This is a genomic window from Burkholderia sp. MSMB1835 (assembly GCF_001526365.1).
Lineage (GTDB): Bacteria > Pseudomonadota > Gammaproteobacteria > Burkholderiales > Burkholderiaceae > Burkholderia.
In genome coordinates, this window is record NZ_LOYP01000032.1 from 19,601 (window position 1) to 42,645 (window position 23,045).

At 68.2% G+C, this 23,045-nt stretch carries 21 protein-coding genes; 13 read left to right on the plus strand and 8 right to left on the minus strand.

What is annotated here, in order from left to right:
* Positions 1-19: 19 nt before the first annotated feature.
* The 3 genes from fliK (at position 20) to WS96_RS14040 (ending at position 2,687) form a co-directional block, all read left to right on the plus strand.
* On the plus strand, positions 20-1,369 hold the full coding sequence (gene fliK / locus WS96_RS14030; protein ID WP_059833232.1) for a flagellar hook-length control protein FliK: 1,350 nt from the start codon (positions 20-22) through the stop codon (positions 1,367-1,369).
* Positions 1,366-1,683, plus strand: coding sequence for an EscU/YscU/HrcU family type III secretion system export apparatus switch protein (locus tag WS96_RS14035; RefSeq protein ID WP_059833234.1), 318 nt, complete (start codon positions 1,366-1,368; stop codon positions 1,681-1,683). The genes fliK and WS96_RS14035 overlap by 4 nt, the downstream gene beginning before the upstream one ends.
* Positions 1,684-1,952: 269 nt before the next feature.
* Positions 1,953-2,687: a PepSY-associated TM helix domain-containing protein gene (locus WS96_RS14040; RefSeq protein WP_059833236.1), complete on the plus strand. Its 735-nt coding sequence runs from the start codon at positions 1,953-1,955 to the stop codon at positions 2,685-2,687.
* A gap of 61 nt (positions 2,688-2,748) precedes the next feature.
* Here the strand turns inward: WS96_RS14040 and WS96_RS14045 are convergent, their stop codons facing one another.
* The 8 genes from WS96_RS14045 to WS96_RS14080 form a co-directional block, all read right to left on the minus strand.
* A complete protein-coding gene (locus tag WS96_RS14045; protein WP_059824722.1) occupies positions 2,749-3,774 on the minus strand; it encodes an XdhC family protein in 1,026 nt (341 codons plus the stop codon).
* A gap of 256 nt (positions 3,775-4,030) precedes the next feature.
* Positions 4,031-5,437, minus strand: coding sequence for an amino acid permease (locus WS96_RS14050; RefSeq protein WP_059833238.1), 1,407 nt, complete (start codon positions 5,435-5,437; stop codon positions 4,031-4,033).
* A gap of 230 nt (positions 5,438-5,667) precedes the next feature.
* The gene (gene rqpR / locus WS96_RS14055) at positions 5,668-6,324 is read right to left on the minus strand and encodes a response regulator transcription factor RqpR (RefSeq protein ID WP_059500610.1); all 657 of its coding nucleotides are present in this window, start codon (positions 6,322-6,324) and stop codon (positions 5,668-5,670) included.
* A gap of 7 nt (positions 6,325-6,331) precedes the next feature.
* A complete protein-coding gene (gene rqpS, locus WS96_RS14060; protein WP_059833239.1) occupies positions 6,332-7,147 on the minus strand; it encodes a quorum system sensor histidine kinase RqpS in 816 nt (271 codons plus the stop codon).
* A 415-nt stretch (positions 7,148-7,562) separates the two neighbouring features.
* Positions 7,563-8,333, minus strand: coding sequence for a ferredoxin--NADP reductase (locus WS96_RS14065; protein ID WP_059500612.1), 771 nt, complete (start codon positions 8,331-8,333; stop codon positions 7,563-7,565).
* A gap of 306 nt (positions 8,334-8,639) precedes the next feature.
* Positions 8,640-9,455: an endonuclease/exonuclease/phosphatase family protein gene (locus WS96_RS14070; RefSeq protein ID WP_034208635.1), complete on the minus strand. Its 816-nt coding sequence runs from the start codon at positions 9,453-9,455 to the stop codon at positions 8,640-8,642.
* Between the two features lie 5 nt (positions 9,456-9,460).
* On the minus strand, positions 9,461-9,946 hold the full coding sequence (locus tag WS96_RS14075) for a hypothetical protein (protein ID WP_059833241.1): 486 nt from the start codon (positions 9,944-9,946) through the stop codon (positions 9,461-9,463).
* 146 nt (positions 9,947-10,092) lie between these two features.
* A complete protein-coding gene (locus tag WS96_RS14080) occupies positions 10,093-10,812 on the minus strand; it encodes a nitroreductase (protein ID WP_059833243.1) in 720 nt (239 codons plus the stop codon).
* Between the two features lie 249 nt (positions 10,813-11,061).
* On the opposite strand from WS96_RS14080, the gene WS96_RS14085 reads away from it, so the two are divergent.
* From WS96_RS14085 to WS96_RS14130, 10 genes are all read left to right on the plus strand, one after another.
* Positions 11,062-12,042, plus strand: a complete 981-nt coding sequence (locus tag WS96_RS14085) for an AAA family ATPase (RefSeq protein WP_034208632.1) — start codon at positions 11,062-11,064, stop codon at positions 12,040-12,042.
* 156 nt (positions 12,043-12,198) lie between these two features.
* Positions 12,199-13,308: an NAD(P)/FAD-dependent oxidoreductase gene (locus tag WS96_RS14090; RefSeq protein ID WP_059833244.1), complete on the plus strand. Its 1,110-nt coding sequence runs from the start codon at positions 12,199-12,201 to the stop codon at positions 13,306-13,308.
* Positions 13,309-13,464: 156 nt separating this feature from the next.
* Complete coding sequence (locus WS96_RS14095) at positions 13,465-13,776, plus strand: high-potential iron-sulfur protein (RefSeq protein ID WP_059780786.1); 312 nt, start codon at positions 13,465-13,467, stop codon at positions 13,774-13,776.
* A 190-nt stretch (positions 13,777-13,966) separates the two neighbouring features.
* On the plus strand, positions 13,967-15,274 hold the full coding sequence (locus WS96_RS14100; protein ID WP_034208629.1) for an MFS transporter: 1,308 nt from the start codon (positions 13,967-13,969) through the stop codon (positions 15,272-15,274).
* Between the two features lie 322 nt (positions 15,275-15,596).
* The gene (locus WS96_RS14105; RefSeq protein WP_059833246.1) at positions 15,597-17,225 is read left to right on the plus strand and encodes an ABC transporter substrate-binding protein; all 1,629 of its coding nucleotides are present in this window, start codon (positions 15,597-15,599) and stop codon (positions 17,223-17,225) included.
* Between the two features lie 110 nt (positions 17,226-17,335).
* Positions 17,336-18,346 carry an ABC transporter permease subunit gene (locus tag WS96_RS14110; RefSeq protein WP_059833248.1) on the plus strand — a complete coding sequence of 337 codons (1,011 nt, stop codon included), beginning with the start codon at positions 17,336-17,338 and terminating at the stop codon, positions 18,344-18,346.
* Positions 18,347-18,350: 4 nt separating this feature from the next.
* Positions 18,351-19,268, plus strand: coding sequence for an ABC transporter permease subunit (locus tag WS96_RS14115; RefSeq protein ID WP_059833250.1), 918 nt, complete (start codon positions 18,351-18,353; stop codon positions 19,266-19,268).
* Between the two features lie 84 nt (positions 19,269-19,352).
* Positions 19,353-20,351: an ABC transporter ATP-binding protein gene (locus WS96_RS14120; protein WP_059833252.1), complete on the plus strand. Its 999-nt coding sequence runs from the start codon at positions 19,353-19,355 to the stop codon at positions 20,349-20,351.
* Positions 20,348-21,361 carry a peptide ABC transporter ATP-binding protein gene (locus tag WS96_RS14125; protein ID WP_059833254.1) on the plus strand — a complete coding sequence of 338 codons (1,014 nt, stop codon included), beginning with the start codon at positions 20,348-20,350 and terminating at the stop codon, positions 21,359-21,361. Before WS96_RS14120 ends, WS96_RS14125 begins: the two co-directional genes overlap by 4 nt.
* Positions 21,354-22,499 (plus strand): TraB/GumN family protein, encoded by a 1,146-nt coding sequence (locus WS96_RS14130; protein WP_059833255.1) that lies wholly within the window; start codon positions 21,354-21,356, stop codon positions 22,497-22,499. The genes WS96_RS14125 and WS96_RS14130 overlap by 8 nt, the downstream gene beginning before the upstream one ends.
* The last annotated feature ends 546 nt before the right edge of the window (positions 22,500-23,045 follow it).

The window sequence follows — 23,045 nt, forward strand, 5'->3', positions numbered from 1 at the left end:
AGGTGAGCAGGCTCCGATCATGACCGGTATCGACTCCGTTGCGGCCGCGCTGCTGGCGAGCCGCCTCGACAGCTTGCTGACCGGCACCGTATCGGCGCCCGTCGGCGGCGGCGCGACCTCGCAGGTCGGCACGCCCGGCGCCGGCGCGTCGTCCTCGCCGCCGGCCGGCAGCCCGAGCGCCGCGCCGCCGGCTTCCACGCAGACCGCGCTGTCCGAGGTCGGGCGCGCGCTCGACGCGATTTCGCGCTCGGGCGGCGATGCGACGCCGGCGATCGTCGGTCGGCTGCCGCTGCTGGCCGATCCCGCCGTGCTGCTCGCCGATACGCCCGCGCCGGCGCGCGCGCCGGCCGCGTCCGGTCCCGCGACGTCCTCCCCGCCCGCTTCCGCTGAAGCGTCGTCCGCGTCGGCGGCGCGCGAAGCGGCCGCGCCGCCGCCGGTCGCGGCGTTGCGCGCGGCGCTCGCGCAGGCCGTGAGCGAAAGCGGCCTCTTCTACGAATCCCATCTCGCGCAGTGGCTGGCCGGCCAGCGTCCGCTCGCGGCGCTGCTGCGCGAACCGCAGGCACGCCTCGCGACCGCGCTCGCGCCGGCCGACCCGCAAGCCGTTCCGCACGCGTCGACCGACGTGCTCGACGAACTGCTCGCGCCGCGCCCGTCGCTGCCGGCTGCCGCACGGGCCAGCGCGCCACCGCCGTCCCAGGGCGGCGCCGCGTCGGCGCGCGACCCGGCGCAGGCCGCGCCGGCGGCCGCCCGGCAGAGCGCATCGTTGCCGCTCGACCCCGCCGATCCGCTGGCTGCGCACACCGATACGCGCTGGACGCCCGCGCGGGCCGAGCTGGCCGCCGCATCGTCCGAGCCGCAGGCGCAGCCGCTCGCAGCCGTGCATCCGGCCGCCGTGCCGCTCGTGCGGCAGCAGCTCGACGCGCTCGCGACCGACCAGTTTCGCTGGACCGGCGAGGCGTGGCCGGGCGCGCGGCTCGACTGGACGATCGAACCCGACGAGCCGGGCCATCGCGCCCCGCGCGGCGGCGACGACACGGGCGACGGCATCGCGTGGCGCACGCGCCTGACGCTGACGCTGCCGTCGCTCGGCACGGTCGATGCCGAACTGGTGCTGAACGGCGCGCAGCTCGTCGCGCGGCTGCGCGCGAACCAGACGGGCGCGGACCGTCTCACGCGCCACGAAGCCGCGCTGCGGCAGCGGCTCGAAGGATCGGGGCTCAGGGTGGGCGGGCTGTCGATCCGCGCGGTCGACGACGGGCCGGACGGCTTCGACCTGTTCGCCGCGCAGGCCGCCGCCGCGTACGCGCGCGGCGCGGCCGGCGGCCCCGACGCGCGGGTGCCGGGCGACGATGACGAGGCGCTGCCATGAGCATGACGTCGCGCAAGCGCGCGGCCGCGCTCGTCTACGATCCGAAAGGCGGCGACGCGGCGCCGCGCGTGGTTGCGAAGGGCTACGGCGTGCTCGCCGAGATGATCGTCGCGCGCGCGCACGATGCGGGGTTGTACGTGCATACGGCGCCGGAGATGGTGTCGCTGCTGATGCAGGTCGATCTCGACGACCGGATTCCGCCGCAGCTTTATCAGGCGGTCGCGGACCTGCTCGCGTGGCTGTACGCGCTCGATCGCGCCGACCCCGAGCCGGACGACGCCGCGCCGCGCTTTCCGCTGCCGCCGCTGCGCTGAGCGGTCTGCCGACGGGCGGGTTCTTACGAAAGGCTGTCCGTGGCTTGCGGGATCGTTCTGCCGGTATTTTCCATCCATCGTTCGCCTTCGGATTGCAACGTGTGCCTTTCGTCCGAATTTGCGCGTGCGCCGTGCCTCCCGCTCCGTATGCGCACGGATTGAGCCGGCTTTCGATTTATGTAATGATATCCATTCTCATTTTCATGTTGCCCGGGCGGCGCGCATACCTTGCGCGCCGCCCGTCGTTTTGAACGAATGGATACTTTCGCGTGAACGCGCCCGAAACGATCGACCCGCCCGAGACGGGCCTGCCGCGCGCCGGCGTCACCGTGCTGCACCCGGCGGGCCGCCCGCTGACCGACGACGAACTGGCCGCGCGCCGCCAGCGCTCGCGCCGCGCGACCTTCATCAAGTGGCTGCGCAAGGTGCACGGCTGGGTCGGGCTGTGGGGCGCGGTGCTCGGGCTGCTGTTCGGCGTGACGGGCGTGCTGCTGAATCACCGCGCGCCGCCGCTGAAGATTTCGACCGGCGAGCCGCAGGTCGAGGAAATGCAGATCGCGCTGCCGGATCCGGTGCCGAAGACGCCTGCCGCGATGACGAAGTGGCTGCAACAAGAGCTGCATTTCGACGGCAAGCCGGGCCGCATGCGCAAGGAGCCCGCGCAGGCCGTCGCGTGGGGCGACAAGCGCGTGATGCAGCCCGAACACTGGCAATTCGGCGTGTTCGGGCCGCACCAGAACCTGCAGGGCGAGTACTGGGTCGGCAACGGCTACGTGTCCGTGAAACGCACGGGCAACACGTTCCTGACGACGCTGAACAACCTGCATCGCGGCGTCGGGATGAAGCTCGGCTGGGTGCTGCTGATGGACACGATCGCAGGCTCGCTGATCCTGCTGTCGCTGACGGGCGTGCTGCTGTGGACCGAGCTGAACAAGCGCCGTACGGTCGGCGTCGTGCTGGTGGTCGGTTCGGTTGCCGCCGCGCTGGCGGCCGGCCTGGCCTGATCGACGTTCGCGCCGGCCGGCGCCGGCGCCCCGCGCGAGCGCGGCCGCCCGCCGGCGCGGGTCAGAGGCCGCAGGCCGCGCCGCCGTGCGCCGCGATTTCGCGTGCGGCCTTCGCGCCTTCGACCTGCAGGATCGTCGGTAGCGACACGTTGTTCTTCGCGGCGGTGATCTCCGCGAGGATCGAGATCGCAATTTCCGGCGGCGTCCGGCTGCCGATGTAGATGCCGGCCGGCCCGTGCAGCCGGGCCAGCTCCGCTTCGCTCAGATCGAATTCACGCAGCCGCTCGCGCCGCGCCGCGTTGTTGCGCCGCGAGCCGAGCGCGCCCACGTAGAACGCGGGCGTCTTCAGCGCTTCCATCAGCGCGAGATCGTCGAGCTTCGGGTCGTGCGTGAGCGCGATCACGGCCGAACGCGCATCGAGCTTCATGTCGAGCACCGTATCGTCGGGCATCGTGCGCACGACGCGCGTGCCCGGCACGTCCCACGCATCCGTGTATTCCTCGCGCGGATCGCAGACCGTCACCTGATAGTCGAGCCCGACCGCGATCTGGCACAGATAGCGCGACAACTGACCGGCGCCGATCACGAGCATCCGGTAGCGCGGCCCGTGGATCGTCACGAGCCGTTCGCCGTCGAAGGCGAGCCCGTCGGTCGCCTGCGCGGGCGACAGCGACGCGCGCCCGGTCGCGAGCGTCATCGTGCGCGTGACGAGGCGGCCGGCCTCGACTTCCGCGCACAGCGCGGCGATCCCGCTGTCGCGCGTGAGCGGTTCGAGCACGAGCTGGATCGTGCCGCCGCAAGGCAGCCCGAAGCGGTGCGCTTCCTCGGCCGTCACGCCGTACTTGAGCGCTTCCGGGCGTGCATCGGCCGCGATCCCGCTCGCATGCACGCGGGCGATCAGGTCGTCCTCGATGCACCCGCCGGACACGGAGCCGACCACCAGGCCGTCCTCGCGCACCGCGAGCATCGCGCCTTCAGGGCGCGGCGACGAGCCCCACGTCTTCACGACCGTCACGAGCAGCACGCGACGTCCTTCTTCGAGCCAGCGCGCGCTGGATTTCAGTACATCGAGATCGACGCTTTCCATCGTTTTTCCTGTTGCCGGACGGCCCGTCGTGCGGCGCCGTCGTTCGATGGCGGGATTATGAACCGCCCGGCGCGCGCGTGCAGGCGGCGCGCCGGCCGCGCACGCAAATCCGGAGAATCGGGCAAGAGATTGCGACGATCGGACAGCGATCGCGCGGTGGCCGAGGGGGGTGGGAGAGAGGGCGTGCGGAGCCGGTGCCGGTCCCGCGTGGGGGGCTCGCGATGGCGCACCGCGCAAGGCGCGCCATCGCGGAGGCTCAGTGCGCGTCGGGGTGGCCGTGCGCGAGCTTCGAATGGCGTCGCGAGTACAGCGCGTAGATCGCGAGGCCGATCACGAGCCAGATGCCGAACGCGGCCCACGTGACGGGCTGCAGGTTCAGCATCAGGAACAGGCACGACGCGACCGCGAGGATCGGCACCACGGGCACGCCCGGGCAGCGGAACGCGCGCGGCAGTTCGGGGTGCGTGCGGCGCAGCACGAGCACGGCGATCGACACCATCGAGAACGCCGCGAGCGTGCCGATGTTGATCAGCTCGGCGAGCACGTTGAGCGGCACCAGCGCGGCGATCAGCCCGAAGAACAGGCCGACCAGCCAGGTCGTCAGGAACGGCGTCGCGAAGCGCGGATGCACGCGCGACAGCGCCGCCGGCAGCAGGCCGTCGCGCGACATCGCGAAGATGATGCGGGTCTGGCCGTAGCTCATCACGAGGATCACGGTCAGCATGCCGAGCACGGCGCCGAGGTCGATGAAGCCCGCGACCCACTTCTCGCCGGCGATCTGCAGCGCGTACGAGATCGGGTGCGAGATGCTCGCGTACTGCGCGGACGGCACGATGCCGGTCGCGACCGCGGCGACCGTCACGTACAGCACCGCGCACACCGCGAGCGACGCGATGATGCCGATCGGCAGGTCGCGCTTCGGGTTCTTCACTTCCTCGGCCGCCGACGACACCGCGTCGAAGCCGATGAACGCGAAGAACATCACGGCGGCCGCGCCGAACACGCCGTTCCAGCCGTGCGGCATGAACGGCTGCCAGTTCGCGGGCGTCACGTGGAACAGACCGACCGCGATCACGAGCAGCACGACCGACACCTTGATGAACACCATGATGTTGTTGATGCGGGTCGATTCGCGGATGCCGATCGACAGCAGCGTCGTGATCACGATCATCACGAGGAACGCGGGCAGGTTGAACCACGTGACGACGCCCGGCACCGCGCCGGGCGCGGCGGTGAGCACGGTCGGCAGCGTGAGGCCGAAGCCCTGCAGCAGCGACTGCAGGTAGCCCGACCAGCCGACCGACACGGCCGACGACGCGAGGCCGTACTCGAGCATCAGGTCCCAGCCGATGATCCACGCGACGAGCTCGCCGAGCGTCGCGTACGAATACGTGTAGATCGAGCCGGCGACGGGGATCGTCGACGCGAACTCCGCGTACGACAGCGCGGCGAGGCCGCACGCGATCGCGGCGATCACGAACGACAGCATCAGCGCCGGCCCGGCCTGGACGGCGCCGGTGCCGGTCAGCACGAAGATGCCGGTGCCGATGATCGCGCCGATGCCGAGGAAGGTGAGGTCGATCGCGCCGAGCGCTTTCTTGAGCCCGGCGGCTTGCGCGCCGGCGATCATGCGATCGACGTTTTTCTTGCGGAAGAGAGACATTGCGGATGAATCGCCGGCACGCGCAGGCACGGCGCACCAACTGAGTGAAAACCGATAATTTTAGCCGATTTGGCGTACAAGCCCCGCTGCGGCGCAGCGGGGCGCCGCGAAATCGTCCGATAAAACAAGCGTTTGTGCGCGCGAAACGGGCTGGGTCGGGCGCGGTCGAGCGCGGCGCGGCCTGCGCCGCGTCGCCGGATCGGACGAATTCGAGTGGGCCGGGGATCGGATCAGGCGCCGGCCGCGGGCGCCATGTCGACGAGCCGGTTGCTCATCACGTAGAACGTGAGTTCCGCGTTGTTCGACAGCCGCATCTTCTCGAGCAGCCGCGACCGGTACACGCTCACCGTTTTCACCGACAGCGACAGCGTGTTCGCGATATCGGTGAGCCGCTTGCCCGACGCGAGCATGCAGAGCGTCTGGTATTCGCGATCGGACAGCTTCTCGTGCGGCAGCGGTTCGTTCTCGAACGACACGTATTCGGCGAGCGCCTCGGCCATCGCGGGGCTCACGTATTTGCGGCCGGCCGCGACCTGCTGGATCGCGCCGATCATCTGCGCGGCGTTGACCGTCTTCGACAGGTAGCCGGCCGCGCCGGCCTTCAGCGCGCGCACCGCGTACTGGTCCTCGCGGTACATCGAGAACATCAGCACCGGCGTGCGCGTCAGCTTGCGCTTGAGGCGCTTGAGTACCTCGATGCCGTTGGTGTCGGGCAGCGAGATATCGAGCAGGATCACGTCGAATTCCTGCTTGTCGACGGCGGCCATCGCGTCGCCGCCGCTCTCGGCCTCGGTCACGTCGCGCGCGACGCCGCGATCGATCAGCAACTGGCGGATCCCTTGCCGGACGATCGCGTGATCGTCCACGAGCAGGATGTTCAGGCTCATCGCGACCTCACGAAAGCGACGTGCGGCGTGCCGCGCCGGGCACCCCGAGCAGCGAAGCCCACGCGAAGCGCGCGGTGACGCGCGTGCCGCGCCCGGTCGCCGGCGTGGCCGTCTCGAAGCTGCCGCCGAACGCCTCGCAGCGGGCACGCATGCCGGCCAGGCCGTAGCCGTTGCGGCGGGGCCGGGCGAAACCGGTCCCATCGTCGGCGACACTCAGCGACAGATGCGTGCCGTCGGTGGCGATCCGGACGTCGACCGACGTCGCGCGCGCGTGTTTCGCGACGTTCGACAGCGCCTCCTGCGCGACGCGGAACACCGCGAGCGCGCCGGCGCCGGCGAGCTGCGTCAGGCGTGCGTCGGCCGCGCACACGAAGCTCGTGCGCAGGCCGGTGCGCGCCGCATGGGTGTCGATCCACGACGACAGCGCACCGACCATGCCGGCGTCGAGCGCCGGCGCGCCACGCTCGTCGATGAGCCGGCGATTCGCGTCGGTCGCGGCGTCGAGCGCCTGCTGCGCCAGCGCCAGCGCGCGCAGGCAGGCTTCCGGCGCGTCGGCCGGCAGCCACGTTTGAACGTTTGCGAGTGCGAAGCGGGCGGCGGTCAATTCGGCGCCGAGCCCGTCGTGCAGCTCGCCGGCCAAATGGCGGCGGGCCGCTTCGTCGGCGGCGAGAAGCTGGGCGGAAAGTGCCGCGATCCGCGCGGCGGACGCGTCGCGTCTCGACCCTTCGTCGGCGATGGGCGGAGTGGTAGCGCAGCCGGGCATGCGCTGCCGCGACGGGAACGGGGCGTGGGCGCCCGAGGGCGCGTTAAGCGACGTATCCATGACTCTCCCTGCTGTCAGAAAGCGGTTCAGACACCGGCTGGCTGCGTGGGCTGGCTGCCGTTTCGATGACGGTCGCCGCCACGGAATCGCTCCATGCCGAAGTAACAAAAGTTACATCTTGTAACACTTGCATCCGACCCTTCCACGCTCATCCGTACGACAACCACGCGCGCCGAATAATATCTCAAAATTTCCGAAAAGGTCATGTCAGGCGGTCATTTAAGGGTAAATGTGAATAATCGGAATGAAGGTGTTGTAGGAAAAACACTGACGCCCGAGCACCGGGCGATGACGTATCAAAATGTAACTATTTGAGATGGAATGGTCCCAGTTTGTTACGAATTCGCCAAGTAGGGACGAAAAAAAACCGGAGCTTTCGCTCCGGTTCTTGATGACGCGCAAATTGGGGGATCGATCAGTCCACGAACGCGCGCTCGATCACGTAATGGCCCGGCGCGCTGTTCTTGCCTTCGACGAGGCCGGCCTGCTTCAGCAGGTCGGTCGTGTCCTTCAGCATCGCGGTGCTGCCGCACAGCATCACGCGGTCGTTTTCCGGCGAGAACGCCGGCACGCCGAGATCCGTGAACAGCTTGCCCGTCGCGATCAGGTCGGTGATCCGGCCTTCGTTGTCGAATGCTTCGCGCGTGACCGTCGGGTAGTAGACGAGCTTTTCCTTGATGATGTCGCCCAGGTACTCGTGGCCCGGCAGGTCGTGCTTGATGTAGTCCATGTACGCGAGCTCGCCCTTCAGGCGGCACGTGTGGGTCAGGATCACCTTGTCGAAGCGGTCGTAGATGTCCGGATCGCGGATGATCGACATGAACGGCGCGAGGCCCGTGCCCGTCGACAGCATCCACAGCGTCTTGCCCGGCAGCAGGTTGTCGGCCACCAGCGTGCCCGTCGGCTTCTTGCCGATCAGCACCTTGTCGCCCACCTTCAGGTGTTGCAGGCGCGACGTCAGCGGGCCGTTCTGCACCTTGATGCTGAAGAATTCGAGATGCTCTTCGTAGTTCGGGCTGACGATCGAGTAGGCGCGCGCGAGCGGCTTGCCGTCGACTTCGAGGCCGACCATCGTGAATTCGCCGTTGTTGAAGCGCAGGCTCGCCTCACGGGTGCAGGTGAAGCTGAAAAGCGTGTCGGTCCAGTGATGGACGGATTGGACGGTGGCGGTGTCGTATTTGCTCATGGCTTTGAAAACGGACGCGCGTGGCGAACGCGTGTAACGGGCCCAAAAACGGGCAAAAACCGAGTGCGACGGCCCGATCGCGGATCGGCCGGCCGGCGCGTCGGACACGCGCCTTCTCGATGACAGACGTTTGAGGAACTCGTTATTTTACCCTGTTGACGCGGATCGCGGGCTTGACCCCCGCGGCCGCGCGGATTTGGCGCAACATATCCTTTCAACCGACTTTCATCGGTCGATCGGCCGTTTCGCGCCGAGGCCGACGCGTTCCGGCGGCGCCGCGGCCGGCGGCGCGCCCGACCGGGCGGCTTACTGCGGATCGAGGCGCAGACGCGCGATGTACGGCAGATGATCCGACAACCACGCGGCCTCGCCGGACGGCGCGCGCCATTCGAGCGGCGTCAGGCCGCGCACGAACATCTTGTCGAGCGCGAGCGCCGGCGAGAACGCCGGGAACGTACGGCCCGATTCGCCGAGCAGCGTCGCGACCTCGGACAGCCCGATCTCGCCGAACAGCGCGACCGAATCGTTGCGCCAGTCGTTGAAGTCGCCGGCGAGCATCAGCGGGCCGTCGCCCGCGTTGCGCACGATCCAGTGCGCGATCCAGTGCATCTGGCGCAGCCGCGCGGCGCGCGTGAGCGCGAGATGCGCGCACAGCAGCGTGACCGGGCGCGCGCCCGCGAGCGTCGCGCGCGCGACCAGCAGCCCGCGCCGCTCGAAGCGGTGCGCGGAGATGTCCCAGCGGCCGCCGAGGTCGAGCGGATGCGGCGACAGGATCGCGTTGCCGTGCCGCCACGACGGCTTGAACACGTTGGGCCCGAGCGCGATCTGCCAGTCGAGCGCCTGCGCGATCTCGGTGGCCTGGCAATGCCACACGTCGTCGACCGCGTCGTCCATCGGCGCGCCGAAGCCCGGGGCGAGCATCGGGCGCGGCATGCGGCGCGCCATCGCTTCCTGCAGGAAATACACGTCGGCGTGCGTCGACTGCATCCAGTCGCGCATCGCGTTCCACGCGGTGAAGCCGAGCGGCGAGCGGCCCTTGTGCAGGTTCCAGCTGACGGCGGTGATTTCGTCGGGCGCGGCGTGCGGTTCGGCGAACGGCAGCGAGAGGGCGTCGGCGGACATGACGCTCAGTCCTTCGCGACGTGCGCGCGCACGCGGTAGACGAGATGCGGATGCTGCTCGACGAGCGTCCAGTCGGTCCAGGCGTCGCCGCCGACCGACAGGCCGGGGTGGCTCGCGACGATTTGCCGCGGCGACGCGGGCAGGCACGGATCGCCGCGCGCGTTTTCGTCGTCGAGCGTTTCCTGCACGTCGAGCCCGAGCGACACGGTGTTCGCGCTGGCGTCGACGGCGAGCGGGGCGACCGTCACCGAGCGCGAGCGCTCGGTCGGCACGACGCGCGCGGCATTGCCGCAGCCCACCGGCACGGCGGCCGGATAGCGATGAGTATCGGTGCGGGACTGGCCCACGGTGGTGTTTTGCTGGAACGTGTCGATCGTCTGACCGTCGCGCACCACCTGGATTTCCCATGCGACGACGGCGGGCGCGGGGCTCTGCGCATGGGCGGCGAGCACGACGCTCGCAAGCAGGACGGCCAGGCCGTGTTTCAGCATGAAACGTCTCCGGAAACGCGGGATAGCGGGGAACGGACGCACATCTTACGCCCGATCGATTTCGGTCGCGATGTGACGGGACGTGCCGCGGCAGGTTCGCAGCACGATGCGGTCCTGCTCGACAGGTAAGGCCGCGTCATGCGTTTTCAAGCGAAAAAGCGCGTGAATTCGGCGACGCTCGCGCGCTCGGTGACGAGACGGTTCTCGATCGCGTCGGGGTCCGCATGGCCGAGCGCCATCCCGCAGACGAACTGTTCGTTCGGCGGAATGCCGAGGTGGTCGGCGACGATCCGGTGAAACGGCACGAACGCGGCCTGCGGGCAGGTATCGAGGCCGCGGGCGCGCGCGGCCGTCATCACGCCTTGCAGGAACATCCCGCAATCGAGCCATGCGCCATGTGTCATGACCCAGTCCAGCGTGAAGAACAGCGCGACCGGCGCATCGAAGAAGCGGAAATTGCGCGCGTGCTGCGCGTGCATGCGCGCCTTCTCGTCGCGGCGGATGTTCAAAAGGCCGTACAGATCCCAGCCGACCTTGCGGCGCCGGTCGATATACGGCGACACCCATTCGCGCGGGTAGTAGTCGTATTCGGCGACGTATTTCTCGTCGCGCGCCGGATCGTCGTAGGCCGCGGTGAGCGCGGCGGCGAGTGCGTCGCGCGTGGCGCCCGTCGCGACGTACACGCGCCATGGCTGGATGTTGGTGCCCGACGGCGCGCGGCTCGCGGCTTCGAGGATCGCCTCGATCGTCTCGCGCGGCACGGGCGTCGGCAGGAACGCACGGACCGAACGACGCGACTTGAGCGCGGCGTCGACGGAACGGATCGCGTCGGCGTCGACGCGCGGAGAAGCAGCGGGGATGGACATCGGCAACCCTTCGGGCGAGGCGTCGGGCGAGGTGCGCGGCAGCGTGTGCGCGGCGCGCGGGCGCCGTCGGCGAGCCCGGCGCGAGCCTCGTGAACGTTCGATCATACGCCGCGGCGCGCGGCCATGCAGCGTGCGCGCGCTGTTAGCAGCAGACGCACCCGGCTGCTTGCTTGCATGGCGATGCGGGATCGCTACACTGAAATCGTAAGGGTCTGATGAGTATGTGACGGCAAGTGCAGCGAGGTAGGTATGACGACGGCGATGGTGAAACAGGAACTGGCGGTGGCGTCCTTCAGCACGGTGTACGACCTCGAGCAGGTCGAGACGGCGCTGGGCGACCTGAACGAGAGCGCAAGCGACGCACTGCGCTCGACCTACGAGAAGATGCTCAAGACGGGGAATCTGCGCTTCTGCGTGAAGCCGAACCGGATGCCGTCGTTCGACGCGCTCGGCGAAGCGTTGCCGAATTTCGGCGAGCCGCTCGACGACGTACGCAAGCAGATCGCGCTGTGTCTCGAAACGGACGACCGGCTCGAACTGATGCCGATCTTGCTGCTCGGGCCGCCCGGGATCGGCAAGACGCATTTCGCGAAGGCACTCGCGCAACTGCTCGGCACCGCGTACCACTACGTGCCGATGAGTTCGCTGACGGCGGGCTGGATCTTGTCGGGCGCATCGTCGCAATGGAAGAACGCGAAGCCCGGCAAGGTGTTCGACGCGCTCGTGAACGGCAGCTACGCGAACCCGGTGATCGCGGTCGACGAGATCGACAAGGCCGGCAGCGATGCGCAATACGATCCGCTCGGCGCGCTGTATGCGTTGCTCGAGCACGACACCGCGCGCGCGTTCGTCGACGAATTCGCGGAAGTGCCGATCAACGCGGGCAACGTGATCTGGATCGCGACCGCGAACGACGCGCACGCGATTCCCGAGCCGCTGCTCAACCGGATGAACGTGTACGAGATCGCGCCGCCCGATGCGGCCGGCGCGCGCCGCATCGCGCAGACGATCTACGACGAGATCCGCACGTCGCATGCATGGGGGCGGCGCTTTCCCGATACGCTCGGCGACGACGCGCTCGACGTGCTGGCCGCGACGCCGCCGCGCACGATGCGCCGCGCGCTGCTGCACGCGTTCGGCGCCGCGCGGCTCGACGGCCGCGACGCGATCGCGCCGGCCGACATCCGCGCCGACGAAGGCGCGGCGAAGCGCCGGCCGATCGGCTTCTGACGCGGCCACGCGCGCACGGCTGCGGCGTGCGCGCGTGGCGCGGGTTGCGCGGTGGGCCGCATCGTCGCGACACGATGCGCGCGCGTTCGGCAAGCGGGCGAACCGGGACGTACAATTCTTCCCTCTCCCTTCGATGCGCGAGCAGCGCAAAAAGCCATGGAGCAGACGGATTGTGTCGTGATCGGCGCGGGTGTCGTCGGTCTGGCGATCGCGCGCGAACTCGCCGCGCGCGGGCGTGAAACGATCGTGCTCGAGGCGGCCGACGCGATCGGCACGAGCACGAGTTCGCGCAACAGCGAGGTGATTCACGCGGGGCTCTACTATCCGCGCGGGTCGCTGAAGGCGGTGACGTGCGTGCACGGGCGCGACCTGCTGTACGAATTCTGCGACACCCATCACGTGCCGCACCGGCGCACGGGCAAGCTGCTCGTCGCGACGAGCGCCGCGCAGGTGAAGCAGTTGAAGGCGATCGCCGCGCGCGCGGCCGAAAACGGCGTGCTCGACCTGCTGCCGCTCACGCGCGCCGAGGCGCAGACGCTCGAGCCCGCGCTCGAATGCGTGGAGGCGCTGTTCTCGCCGTCGACGGGCATCGTCGACAGCCACCAGCTGATGCTCGCGCTGCTCGGCGATGCGGAGCGCCACGGCGCCGTGTGCGCGCTGCAAGCGCCGGTCGACGCGATCGACGTGCTGCGCGGCGGGCGCTTCATCGTGCGCACCGGCGGCGCCGCGCCGACCGAGATCGACGCCGCCTGCGTGATCAACAGCGCGGGCCTCGGCGCGCAGGCGCTCGCGCGCCGCACGCGTGGCCTCGATCCGCGCTGGGTGCCGCCGCTCTATCTCGCGCGCGGCAATTATTTCAGCCTGTCGCGCCGTGCGCCGTTCTCGCACCTGATCTATCCGATGCCCGATCGCGCGGGGCTCGGCGTGCACCTGACGCTCGATCTCGGCGGGCAGGCGCGCTTCGGCCCGGACGTCGAGTGGTGCGATGCGTTGCGCTACGACGTCGATCCGGCGCGCGCGGGCGCGTTCTACGCGTCGATTCGCGCATTCTGGCCGGGCCTGCCCGACGGTGCGCTGCAGCCGGCGTACGCGGGCATCCGGCCGAAGGTCGCGGGGCCCGGCGAGCCGCCGGCCGACTTCATCGTGCAGGGCGCCGCGCAGCACGGCGTGCGCGGGCTCGTGAACCTGTTCGGCATCGAGTCGCCGGGGCTCACCGCCGCGCTCGCGCTCGCGCAGCGCGTCGGCGACATGGTGTCGCGCGCGTGACGCACGGCCCGCCGCCGCGCGGGCCGGCCGGACGAGCCCGTGTGAAATCCCTTATCTCCGGCATTTCGGCGCGCACATTTATCCGCTTGGGCGTTATTCTGTCGTACGCCGTCGCCAGAACGGCTTTCAAACCGATAACGTTGGAGCGAGTCCCCCATGAAAACATCCCGTCGGAGTTTCCTGATCACGAGCATTGGCGCCGTGTCCGCGCTGGCGCTGTCGCGCGAAGCGCTGGCCGACGCGCCGATGCTGTCGGAAACCGATCCGACCGCGACGGCGCTCGGCTACAAGGCCGATGCCACGAAGGTCGACAAGACGAAGTACCCGAAATACGCAGCGGGCCAGGATTGCGCGGCCTGCATGCTGTACCAGGGCAAGAAGGGCTCGGCTTCGGGCCCGTGCGGCGCGTTCCCCGGCAAGCAGGTGTCGGCGAAGGGCTGGTGCAGCGCTTTCTCGAAGATGGGTTGAGGCCCGTGCGGCATCGTGCGATGCCGCATTGTGGCGAAAACCGCAACACGCTCGCCGTCGTTCGATGGCGGGCGTTTTTTATTGCTTGAAAACGGTTCCGTCGCTTTCTACACTCGCTGCACACCAGCGCGCCGCGGCACGCCGCGCGCCGAACCGCCCGATACGACGTATTCACGAGGACGAGGCACGCATGGCGACGATTGCGAATTCAACGAAAGCGACCCGGCCCGAGCGTGCGCTGAACCGGCGCGCGGTGGTGGCCGCCGTGATCGGCAATGCGCTCGAGTGGTACGACTTCACGGTGTTCGGCTTCATGACGGTCGTGATCGCCGAGCTGTTCTTCCCGACCACCAGCGAATACTCGTCGCTGCTGCTCACCACCGCGACGTTCGGCGTCGCGTTCTTCATGCGTCCGATCGGCGGCATCGTGTTCGGGCTGTACGCGGACCGCGCGGGCCGCAAGGCCGCGCTGTCGCTCGTGATCCTGCTGATGACGGCCGGCATCTTCCTGCTCGCGATCGCGCCGCCCTATGCGGCGATCGGCATCGGCGGCCCGCTCCTGATCGTGCTCGGCCGCCTGCTGCAGGGCTTTTCCGCGGGCGGCGAATTCGGCAGCGCGACGGCGCTGCTGATCGAAGCCGCGCCGTTCTCGAAACGCGGTTTCTACGGCAGCTGGCAGATGGCGAGCCAGGCGGCCGCGCTATTGATCGGCGCGCTCGTCGGCGCGGCCGTCACGCGCGGGCTGTCGCACGACGCGCTGCGCAGCTGGGGCTGGCGCGTGCCGTTCATCCTCGGGCTCGTGATCGGCCCGATCGGCTTCTACATCCGCCGCCATCTCGCGGATTCCGAAGCATTCCTGCATGCGCAGCAAAGCGCGCGCCGCGCGACGCTCGGCGAAGTGTTCACGCGCCACCCGCGCGAGGTGCTGTGCGGCCTCGGCTCGGTGATCGCGCTCACGGTGACGATCTACGTGCTGATCAGCTATCTGCCGACCTTCGCGGTGAAGCAACTGAAACTGCCTTATGCGGAATCGTTCTACGCGGTGATCGTCGGCAACCTGCTGCTGATGGTGCTGTCGCCGGTCGCTGGCGCGTGGTCGGACCGCATCGGCCGCAAGGGGCTGTCGCTGTGGTCGCTGGTGCTGACGCTCGCGCTGATGTATCCGCTGTTCGCGTGGCTCGACGCGGCGCCGAGCATCGGGCGGCTGATCGCGGTACAGGCCGTGCTGTCGGTGACGCTCGCGGGCTACTACGGGCCGTTCGGCGCGATGATCGCCGAGCTGTTCCCGGCCAACGTGCGCTCGACCGGGCTGTCGATCGCGTACAACGTCGCGGTGATGCTGTTCGGCGGCTTCGGCCAGTTCATCGTCACGTGGCTGATCAAGGTCACGGGCACGCCGCTCGCGCCGACCTACTACGTGATGGCGGGGCTCGCGCTGTCGATCGTCGCGGTCGCGTTCGTGCCCGCACGCAGCGCCGATCTCGATGCGCCGGCGTGACGACATGACGATTCGAAGACGGTCATCGAATCGTTTCGCAAAACGCAATGATGTGCTGCGGAATGCGGAGGAAACGGGGCGTCGCCCCCTTCGTGTTCGCACCCGAATTGTTTAGTCGTCGAACGAAACATGCCGCGAAATGAACGGAATCGTCGCTCGCGCGCGTTGTCGCATTTTTTACCCACACTAAAAATCGGCAAAAACCCGGCGGGCATCCAGAAGAGTTTTTTCTCCAGCTTGTTGCCGCATCGTTAGCTCAAGTAATATCCGCGTACGCCGGCCCCTGGCGGGGCCGGTTCCGATCTGGAGACCTGGAGGAAACATGGAATACAACCGTCTGTTGCACACCCTGCGTGTTACCGCCATGGCAGGCGTGGCAGCGGCATCGCTCGGCGTCGCGGGCTCTGCATTCGCACAGATCCCGAACAAAACGCTCGTCTACTGCTCAGAAGGCAGCCCGGCGGGTTTCGATTCCGCGCAATTCACGACCGGCGTCGATTTCACCGCCGCCACGTTCACCGTCTACAACCGCCTCGTCGAATTCGAGCGCGGCGGCACGAAGGTCGAGCCCGGCCTCGCCGAGAAGTGGGACGTGTCGTCCGACGGCAAGGTGTACACGTTCCACCTGCGCCATGGCGTGAAGTTCCACACGACCGACTTCTTCAAGCCGACGCGCGAGTTCAACGCGGACGACGTCGTGTTCTCGTTCGAGCGCATGCTCGATCCGAACAACGCGTTCCGCAAGGCGTACCCGGTGTCGTTCCCGTACTTCACCGACATGGGCCTCGACAAGCTGATCACGAAGATCGAGAAGGTCGACCCGTACACCGTGAAGTTCACGCTGGCCGAGCCGAACGCGCCGTTCATCCAGAACATGGCGATGGAATTCGCGTCGATCCTGTCGGCCGAATATGCGGATCAGCTGATGAAGGCCGGCAAGGCCGCCGACATCAACCAGAAGCCGATCGGCACGGGCCCGTTCATCTTCCGCAGCTACACGAAGGACGCGACGATCCGCTTCGATGGCAATCCTGATTACTGGAAGAAGGGTGCGGTGAAGCTGTCGAAGCTGATCTTCTCGATCACGCCGGATCCGGGCGTGCGCGTGCAGAAGATCAAGCGCAACGAATGCCAGGTGATGAGCTATCCGCGCCCGGCCGACATCGCGACGCTGAAGGCCGATTCGAACGTCGACATGCCGTCGCAGGCCGGCTTCAACCTCGGCTACCTCGCGTACAACGTCGAGCACAAGCCGGTCGACAAGCTCGAAGTGCGTCAGGCGCTCGACATGGCGATCAACAAGAAGGCGATCCTCGAGTCCGTCTACCAGGGCGCCGGCCAGGCCGCGACCGCGCCGATGCCGCCGACCCAATGGTCGTACGACAAGAACCTGAAGATGGCCGCGTACGACACCGCGAAGGCGAAGGCGCTGCTCGCGAAGGCGGGCTATCCGAACGGCTTCGAGATCACGCTGTGGGCGATGCCGGTGCAGCGCGCGTACAACCCGAACGCCCGCCTGATGGCCGAAATGATCCAGGCCGACTGGGCGAAGATCGGCGTGAAGGCGAAGATCGTCACGTACGAGTGGGGCGAGTACATCAAGCGCGCGCACGGCGGCGAGCAGGACACGATGCTGATCGGCTGGACGGGCGACAACGGCGATCCGGACAACTGGCTCGGCACGCTGCTCGGCTGCGAGGCGATCAAGGGCAACAACTTCTCGCACTGGTGCTACAAGCCGTTCGACGAGCTGGTCCAGAAGGGCCGCACGACGACGGGCCAGGACGCGCGCACGAAGCTCTATACGCAGGCGCAGCAGATCTTCGCGCAACAACTGCCGTTCTCGCCGATCGCGAACTCGACGGTCTATCAGCCGGTGCGCAAGAACGTGGTCGACATGCGTATCGAACCGCTCGGCTATGCCCGCTTCGACGGGGTGAGCGTGAAGTAACACGCCTGTCGTAAGCTGTCGCGAAGACCGGCTAACTCATCCGGCGGCGGGAGGCCAAAAGCTTCCCGTCGCCGGTCGCACATTTCCCACAAGAAAATACGAGACGCATCATGTTCAGATTCGTGTTGCGCCGCGTGGGGATGGTGATCCCGACCTTCATCGGTATCACCATCCTGGCGTTTGCGCTGATTCACCTGATACCGGGCGACCCCATCGAAGTGATGATGGGCGAGCGCGGCGTCGATCCCGCGATGCACGCAGAGGCGATGAAGCGCCTCGGGCTCGACGAGCCGCTGCCGCTGCAGTACCTCCACTACGTCGGCCGGGCGCTGCACGGCGACCTCGGCACGTCGATCATCACCAACACGAGCGTCGCGGGCGAATTCTTCGCGCGCTTTCCGGCGACCGTCGAACTGTCGCTGTGCGCGCTCGTGTTCGCGCTCGCCGTCGGCCTGCCGGCCGGCGTGATCGCCGCGCTGCGGCGCGGCTCGGTCATCGATCACGGCGTGATGGGCACCGCGCTCACCGGCTACTCGATGCCGATCTTCTGGTGGGGGCTGATCCTCATCATGGTGTTTTCGTCGTACCTCGGCTGGACGCCCGTGTCGGGGCGCATCGCGGTCGAATACGATTTCCCGCATCCGACCGGCTTCATGCTGATCGACGCGCTGCTCGCGCCCGACGAAGGCTCGTTCAAGTCGGCGGTGAGCCATCTGATCCTGCCCGCGATCGTGCTCGGCACGATCCCGCTCGCGGTGATCGCGCGGATGACGCGCTCGTCGATGCTCGAAGTGCTGCGCGAGGACTACATCCGCACCGCCCGCGCGAAAGGGCTGTCGCCCGTGCGCGTGGTCGTCGTGCATGCGCTGCGCAATGCGCTGATCCCGGTCGTCACCGTGATCGGCCTGCAGATCGGCACGCTGCTTGCGGGCGCCGTGCTGACCGAGACGCTCTTTTCGTGGCCCGGCGTCGGCAAGTGGCTGATCGATGCGATCGGCCGCCGCGATTATCCGGTCGTCCAGGGCGGCATCCTGCTGATCGCGACGCTCGTGATCGTCGTGAACCTGGTCGTCGACCTGCTGTACGGCGTGCTGAATCCGCGCATCCGCCACACGAGGTAATTCCATGAGCAATCTGCAAAATACCCTGCCGAGCGAATCCGCGCCGGCCGGCGGCCGTGCGCTCGCGCTGCGCGAGTTCTGGGCCAATTTCTCGCGCAACCGCGGCGCCGTCGGCGCGGGCATCGTCGTGATCGTGCTGATCGTCGTCGCACTGCTCGCGCCGCTGATCGCGCCGCACAGCCCGGTCGAGCAATACCGCGACTACGTGAAGATCCCGCCCGCGTGGCTCGCCGGCGGCAACTGGCAATTCATCCTCGGCACCGACGAAGCGGGCCGCGACATCCTTTCGCGGCTGATGTTCGGCGCGCGGATGTCGTTCTGGATCGGCTTCGTGTCGGTCGTGCTCGCGCTGATCCCCGGCATCGTGCTCGGCCTGATCGCCGCGTTCTTCCAGAAGTGGGCCGACACGCCGGTGATGCGGATCATGGACGTGCTGCTCGCGCTGCCGTCGCTGCTGCTCGCGGTCGCGGTCGTCGCGATCATCGGCCCGGGCCTCACCAACACGATGTTCGCGATCGCGATCGTCGCGCTGCCGGCCTATGTGCGCCTCACGCGCGCGTCGGCGCTCGGCGAGCTGCAGAAGGAATACGTGACCGCGTCGCGCGTGGCCGGCGCCGGCACGCTGCGCCTGATGTTCTCGCAGGTGCTGCCGAACTGCACGGCGCCGCTGATCGTGCAGGCGACGCTCGGCTTCTCGTCGGCGATCCTCGATGCGGCCGCGCTCGGCTTCCTCGGCCTCGGCGTGCAACCGCCGACCGCCGAGTGGGGCGCGATGCTCGCGTCCGCGCGCGACTACATCGACAACGCGTGGTGGATCGTGACGATGCCCGGGCTGTCGATCCTGATTTCGGTGCTCGCGATCAACCTGCTCGGCGACGGGCTGCGCGACGCGCTCGATCCCAAACTGAAGCGGATGGCGTGATATGAAACGACCCCCACACTCTCTTCGTTCGTTGCCCCCCAAGGGGGCGGTCATCCTCCTTGGGGCGGCCCGGCGGAGGATGGCATGACCCAAAATCTACTGACTATCCGCAATCTCGCGGTGAACTTCAACGGCCTGCCAGCGGTCGACCGGATCAACCTGTCGGTCGCGCCGGGCGAGGTGGTGGGCGTCGTCGGCGAATCGGGCTCGGGCAAGAGCGTGACGATGATGGCGCTGATGGGCCTGATCGACGCGCCCGGCAAGGTGACGGCCGACGAGGTCACGTTCGACGGCGTCGACCTGCTGAAGGCGTCGCCGAAGGCGCGCCGCAAGATCGTCGGCAAGGACATCGCGATGGTGTTCCAGGACGCGCTGACGAGCCTGAATCCGAGCTACACGGTCGGCTACCAGATCAAGGAGGTGCTGAAGCTGCACGAAGGCTTGCGCGGCGACGCGCTGCACCGGCGCGCGCTCGAACTGCTCGACCAGGTCGGCATTCCCGATGCGAAGAACCGCATCGCGTCGTTCCCGCACCAGATGTCGGGCGGGATGAACCAGCGCGTGATGATCGCGATGGCCGTCGCATGCAACCCGAAGCTCCTGATCGCCGACGAGCCGACCACCGCGCTCGACGTGACGATCCAGGCGCAGATCATGGATCTGCTCGTGAAGCTGCAGAAGGAGCGCGGGATGGCGCTCGTGCTGATCTCGCACGATCTGGCGGTGGTATCCGAGGTCGCGCATCGCGTCGCGGTGATGTACGCGGGCGAGATCATCGAGACCAACCGCGTGCCCGACATCTTCCGCGCGCCGCATCATCCGTACACCGAAGCGCTGCTCGCGGCGATTCCCGAGCACAATCAGGGGGCGCGTCGCCTTGCCGCATTGCCGGGCATGGTGCCGGGCCGCGATGATCGCCCGTCCGGGTGCCTGTTCGCGCCGCGCTGCAAGTACGTCGTCGACGATTGCCGCAAGGCGCGGCCGGCGCTCGACACGCTGGTGGCCGGCAACGATGCGATGCGCGCACGCTGCATCAAGCCGCTCAATGTTTCCAACCTCGACCTGACGGGAGGCGCACGATGAATGCAGTCCACGATACGCGCCACGTGTCGCACGACGAGGACGTCCTGGTGGCCGACGGGCTCGCGAAACACTATTCGGTGAAGCGCGGGATGTTCGGGCAGGGCACGGTGAAGGCGCTGAACGGCGTGTCGTTCTCGCTGAAGCGCGGCAAGACGCTCGCCGTCGTCGGCGAGTCGGGCTGCGGGAAGTCGACGCTCGCGCGCCAGCTCACGATGATCGAGACGCCCACGTCGGGCAGCCTGACGATCGACGGCAAGAACGTGGCCGGCGCGAGCCGCGACACGATCGCCGACCTGCGCCGCCGCGTGCAGATGGTGTTCCAGAACCCGTTCGCGTCGCTCAACCCGCGCAAGACCGTCGAGCAGACGCTCGCCGAGCCGCTCGAGATCAACGCGAACCTGACGGCCGCCGAGCGCGCCGCCCGCATCGCGCAGATCATGCGCACGGTCGGCCTGCGGCCCGAGCACGCGAAGCGCTATCCGCACATGTTCTCGGGCGGCCAGCGCCAGCGGGTCGCGATCGCGCGCGCGATGATCCTCGATCCGCGCATCGTCGTCGCCGACGAGCCGGTGTCGGCGCTCGACGTGTCGATCCAGGCGCAGATCCTGAACCTGTTCATGGATCTGCAGGAGCAGTTCAAGACGAGCTACGTGTTCATCTCGCACAACCTGTCGGTGGTCGAGCACGTCGCCGACGACGTGATGGTGATGTATTTCGGCAGCGTCGCCGAGCTCGGCGACAAGGCGACGATCTACGCACGGCCGCGCCATCCGTACACGCGAGCGCTGATGTCGGCGACGCCGGCGATCTTCGAGGAAGACCGCCGCGTGCAGATCAAGCTGCAGGGCGAGCTGCCGTCGCCGCTCAATCCGCCGTCGGGCTGCGCGTTTCACCAGCGCTGCCCGTACGCGATCGAGCGGTGCCGTGTAGAGGAGCCGCAATTGCGCGAAGTGGACGGCCGGCGCGTGGCCTGCCATCGCGCCGAGGAGGTCGGGGAGGAGAATGCCTGAAGCGTTGGCGGCGCGCGTGTCCGGCGTGCGCCGTGCGGGGGCCGGCAGCGCGCGCGCGCTGCGCGCGTACCGCTACGCGCGGCGCTGGAGCGTGCGCACCGTCACGGGCGCGGCGCTGGCCGGTGCGTGCGTGGCGGCCAGCGTCGTGGTGCCCGTCGAGCCGGCGCGCGCCGAAGGGCGTGCGCCGGCGACTTCGCCGATTCATCCGTCGCAGGTACCGCCGCCCGGCATGAGCCTGCCGGGCTTTCACGCGCCGGCCGGATCGGACGGCACGGTGTCGCGCGGCACCGTGCGCGTGCAGCCGGCGCGCATGCCGTTCTACGTCGCGACCAAGGGCAAGGTCACGCTCTACGTGCTCGGTACGCTGCATACGGGCGATCCGTCCGATTACCCGAGCGCGCAGCCGTTCCGGCCGCGCATCCTCGCGGCGCTCGCCGCGTCGCCGACGCTCGCGCTCGAACTGTCGCCCGACGACCTGCTCGAATCGCAGGACGACGTGTCGAAGTACGGCGTGTGCCGCTACCCGTGCCTGCAGCGCCTGCTGCCCGAGCCGCTGTGGGAGCGGCTCGCGGCGCGCCTGCGCGGCAATCCGGCCGCGCTCGCCGAGATCCGCAAGATGCGGCCGTGGCTCGCGGCGCTCGTCGTCGAGACCTACGATTCGCTGTCGGCGGGCCTGCAGACCGAATACGGCACCGAGGCGCAACTGCAGAACGTGTTCCTGAAGAAGAAGGGCGGCCGCGTGATCGGGCTCGAGACGCTCGCCGAGCAGATGCGCGCGTTCACCGGGCTGACGCTGGCCGAGCAGCGCGAGATGCTCGCGCAGGACATGGTGCAGACGCCCGCGCAGAACGCCGACGACATCAAGGCGCTGCACCGGCTGTGGCGAATTGGCGACGCCGATGCGATCTCCGCATGGGCCGTCGCGAAGAGCGAGCGGCTCGCGCGTTCGAAGGCGCTGTCGGCGTCGCTCGACAACAAGATCGTGTACGAGCGCAACCGGCGCTTCGTTGCACGGATGACGGCAATCGCCGCGCCGAACCGGCCGCTGTTCGTCGCGATCGGCGCGCTGCATCTGGGCGGCCCGCGCGGCGTGCTCGAATTGTTGCGCCAGCAAGGATACCGGGTCGACGCGAACTGATCGCGCCCGCCTGCCCGCATCGATCGTCCCCTGTTTGATCGACGTCGCGCGCACGGCCCACGGCGCCTGCGCGGCGGCGTCGCTCGATAAGGAAAACCCTTGAATCGTCGGAAAATAGCGTTTAAAACGATTGACATCCCGTTCGGCCGATATCTATTCTTCACCCCACAAGTTGAAAAAATGAAAAGAATAGATAAGTTCTACGGGGTAGCAGAAATAAAGCGCGGGGTGAGCGTCGCCGGCACGTGAAGCACGTGCCGGCCGCGGAGAGTCTGCATGCACGGCGGGGCCAATCGTCGTCGAACAACACATGCATGCGGGCCGACTTGCACATAAGCGACGTTCCGTCGTCTGACCGGGGAAGGCAGTGATCGGGCGGCGGCGGACGTTTTTTAATCCGGAATGGTTTTCCGGTCACCGTCGAAAGACGGTTTCGGGGGGCGAATCGACAGACGGCGAAGCCGCAGCGATTGCGCCAACGGAAAAGCGCCACGAGGGCGCTTTTTTCTTTTGTGCGGTGGATCACGCCGGCTGCGCTTCGTGCGT

Excerpts from the sequence above, each read along its gene's own strand:
- WS96_RS14120 (WP_059833252.1), top strand. The coding sequence starts at position 19,353 with ATGACCCAAAATCTACTGACTATCCGCAATCTCGCGGTGAACTTCAAC.
- rqpS (WP_059833239.1), bottom strand. The coding sequence starts at position 7,147 with ATGGATACGTCGCTTAACGCGCCCTCGGGCGCCCACGCCCCGTTCCCG.
- WS96_RS14115 (WP_059833250.1), top strand. The coding sequence starts at position 18,351 with ATGAGCAATCTGCAAAATACCCTGCCGAGCGAATCCGCGCCGGCCGGC.
- WS96_RS14090 (WP_059833244.1), top strand. The coding sequence starts at position 12,199 with ATGGAGCAGACGGATTGTGTCGTGATCGGCGCGGGTGTCGTCGGTCTG.
- WS96_RS14110 (WP_059833248.1), top strand. The coding sequence starts at position 17,336 with ATGTTCAGATTCGTGTTGCGCCGCGTGGGGATGGTGATCCCGACCTTC.
- WS96_RS14070 (WP_034208635.1), bottom strand. The coding sequence starts at position 9,455 with ATGTCCGCCGACGCCCTCTCGCTGCCGTTCGCCGAACCGCACGCCGCG.
- WS96_RS14130 (WP_059833255.1), top strand. The coding sequence starts at position 21,354 with ATGCCTGAAGCGTTGGCGGCGCGCGTGTCCGGCGTGCGCCGTGCGGGG.
- WS96_RS14065 (WP_059500612.1), bottom strand. The coding sequence starts at position 8,333 with ATGAGCAAATACGACACCGCCACCGTCCAATCCGTCCATCACTGGACC.
- WS96_RS14075 (WP_059833241.1), bottom strand. The coding sequence starts at position 9,946 with ATGCTGAAACACGGCCTGGCCGTCCTGCTTGCGAGCGTCGTGCTCGCC.
- WS96_RS14125 (WP_059833254.1), top strand. The coding sequence starts at position 20,348 with ATGAATGCAGTCCACGATACGCGCCACGTGTCGCACGACGAGGACGTC.
- fliK (WP_059833232.1), top strand. The coding sequence starts at position 20 with ATGACCGGTATCGACTCCGTTGCGGCCGCGCTGCTGGCGAGCCGCCTC.
- WS96_RS14085 (WP_034208632.1), top strand. The coding sequence starts at position 11,062 with ATGACGACGGCGATGGTGAAACAGGAACTGGCGGTGGCGTCCTTCAGC.
- WS96_RS14045 (WP_059824722.1), bottom strand. The coding sequence starts at position 3,774 with ATGGAAAGCGTCGATCTCGATGTACTGAAATCCAGCGCGCGCTGGCTC.
- WS96_RS14050 (WP_059833238.1), bottom strand. The coding sequence starts at position 5,437 with ATGTCTCTCTTCCGCAAGAAAAACGTCGATCGCATGATCGCCGGCGCG.
- WS96_RS14105 (WP_059833246.1), top strand. The coding sequence starts at position 15,597 with ATGGAATACAACCGTCTGTTGCACACCCTGCGTGTTACCGCCATGGCA.
- rqpR (WP_059500610.1), bottom strand. The coding sequence starts at position 6,324 with ATGAGCCTGAACATCCTGCTCGTGGACGATCACGCGATCGTCCGGCAA.
- WS96_RS14080 (WP_059833243.1), bottom strand. The coding sequence starts at position 10,812 with ATGTCCATCCCCGCTGCTTCTCCGCGCGTCGACGCCGACGCGATCCGT.
- WS96_RS14095 (WP_059780786.1), top strand. The coding sequence starts at position 13,465 with ATGAAAACATCCCGTCGGAGTTTCCTGATCACGAGCATTGGCGCCGTG.
- WS96_RS14100 (WP_034208629.1), top strand. The coding sequence starts at position 13,967 with ATGGCGACGATTGCGAATTCAACGAAAGCGACCCGGCCCGAGCGTGCG.
- WS96_RS14035 (WP_059833234.1), top strand. The coding sequence starts at position 1,366 with ATGAGCATGACGTCGCGCAAGCGCGCGGCCGCGCTCGTCTACGATCCG.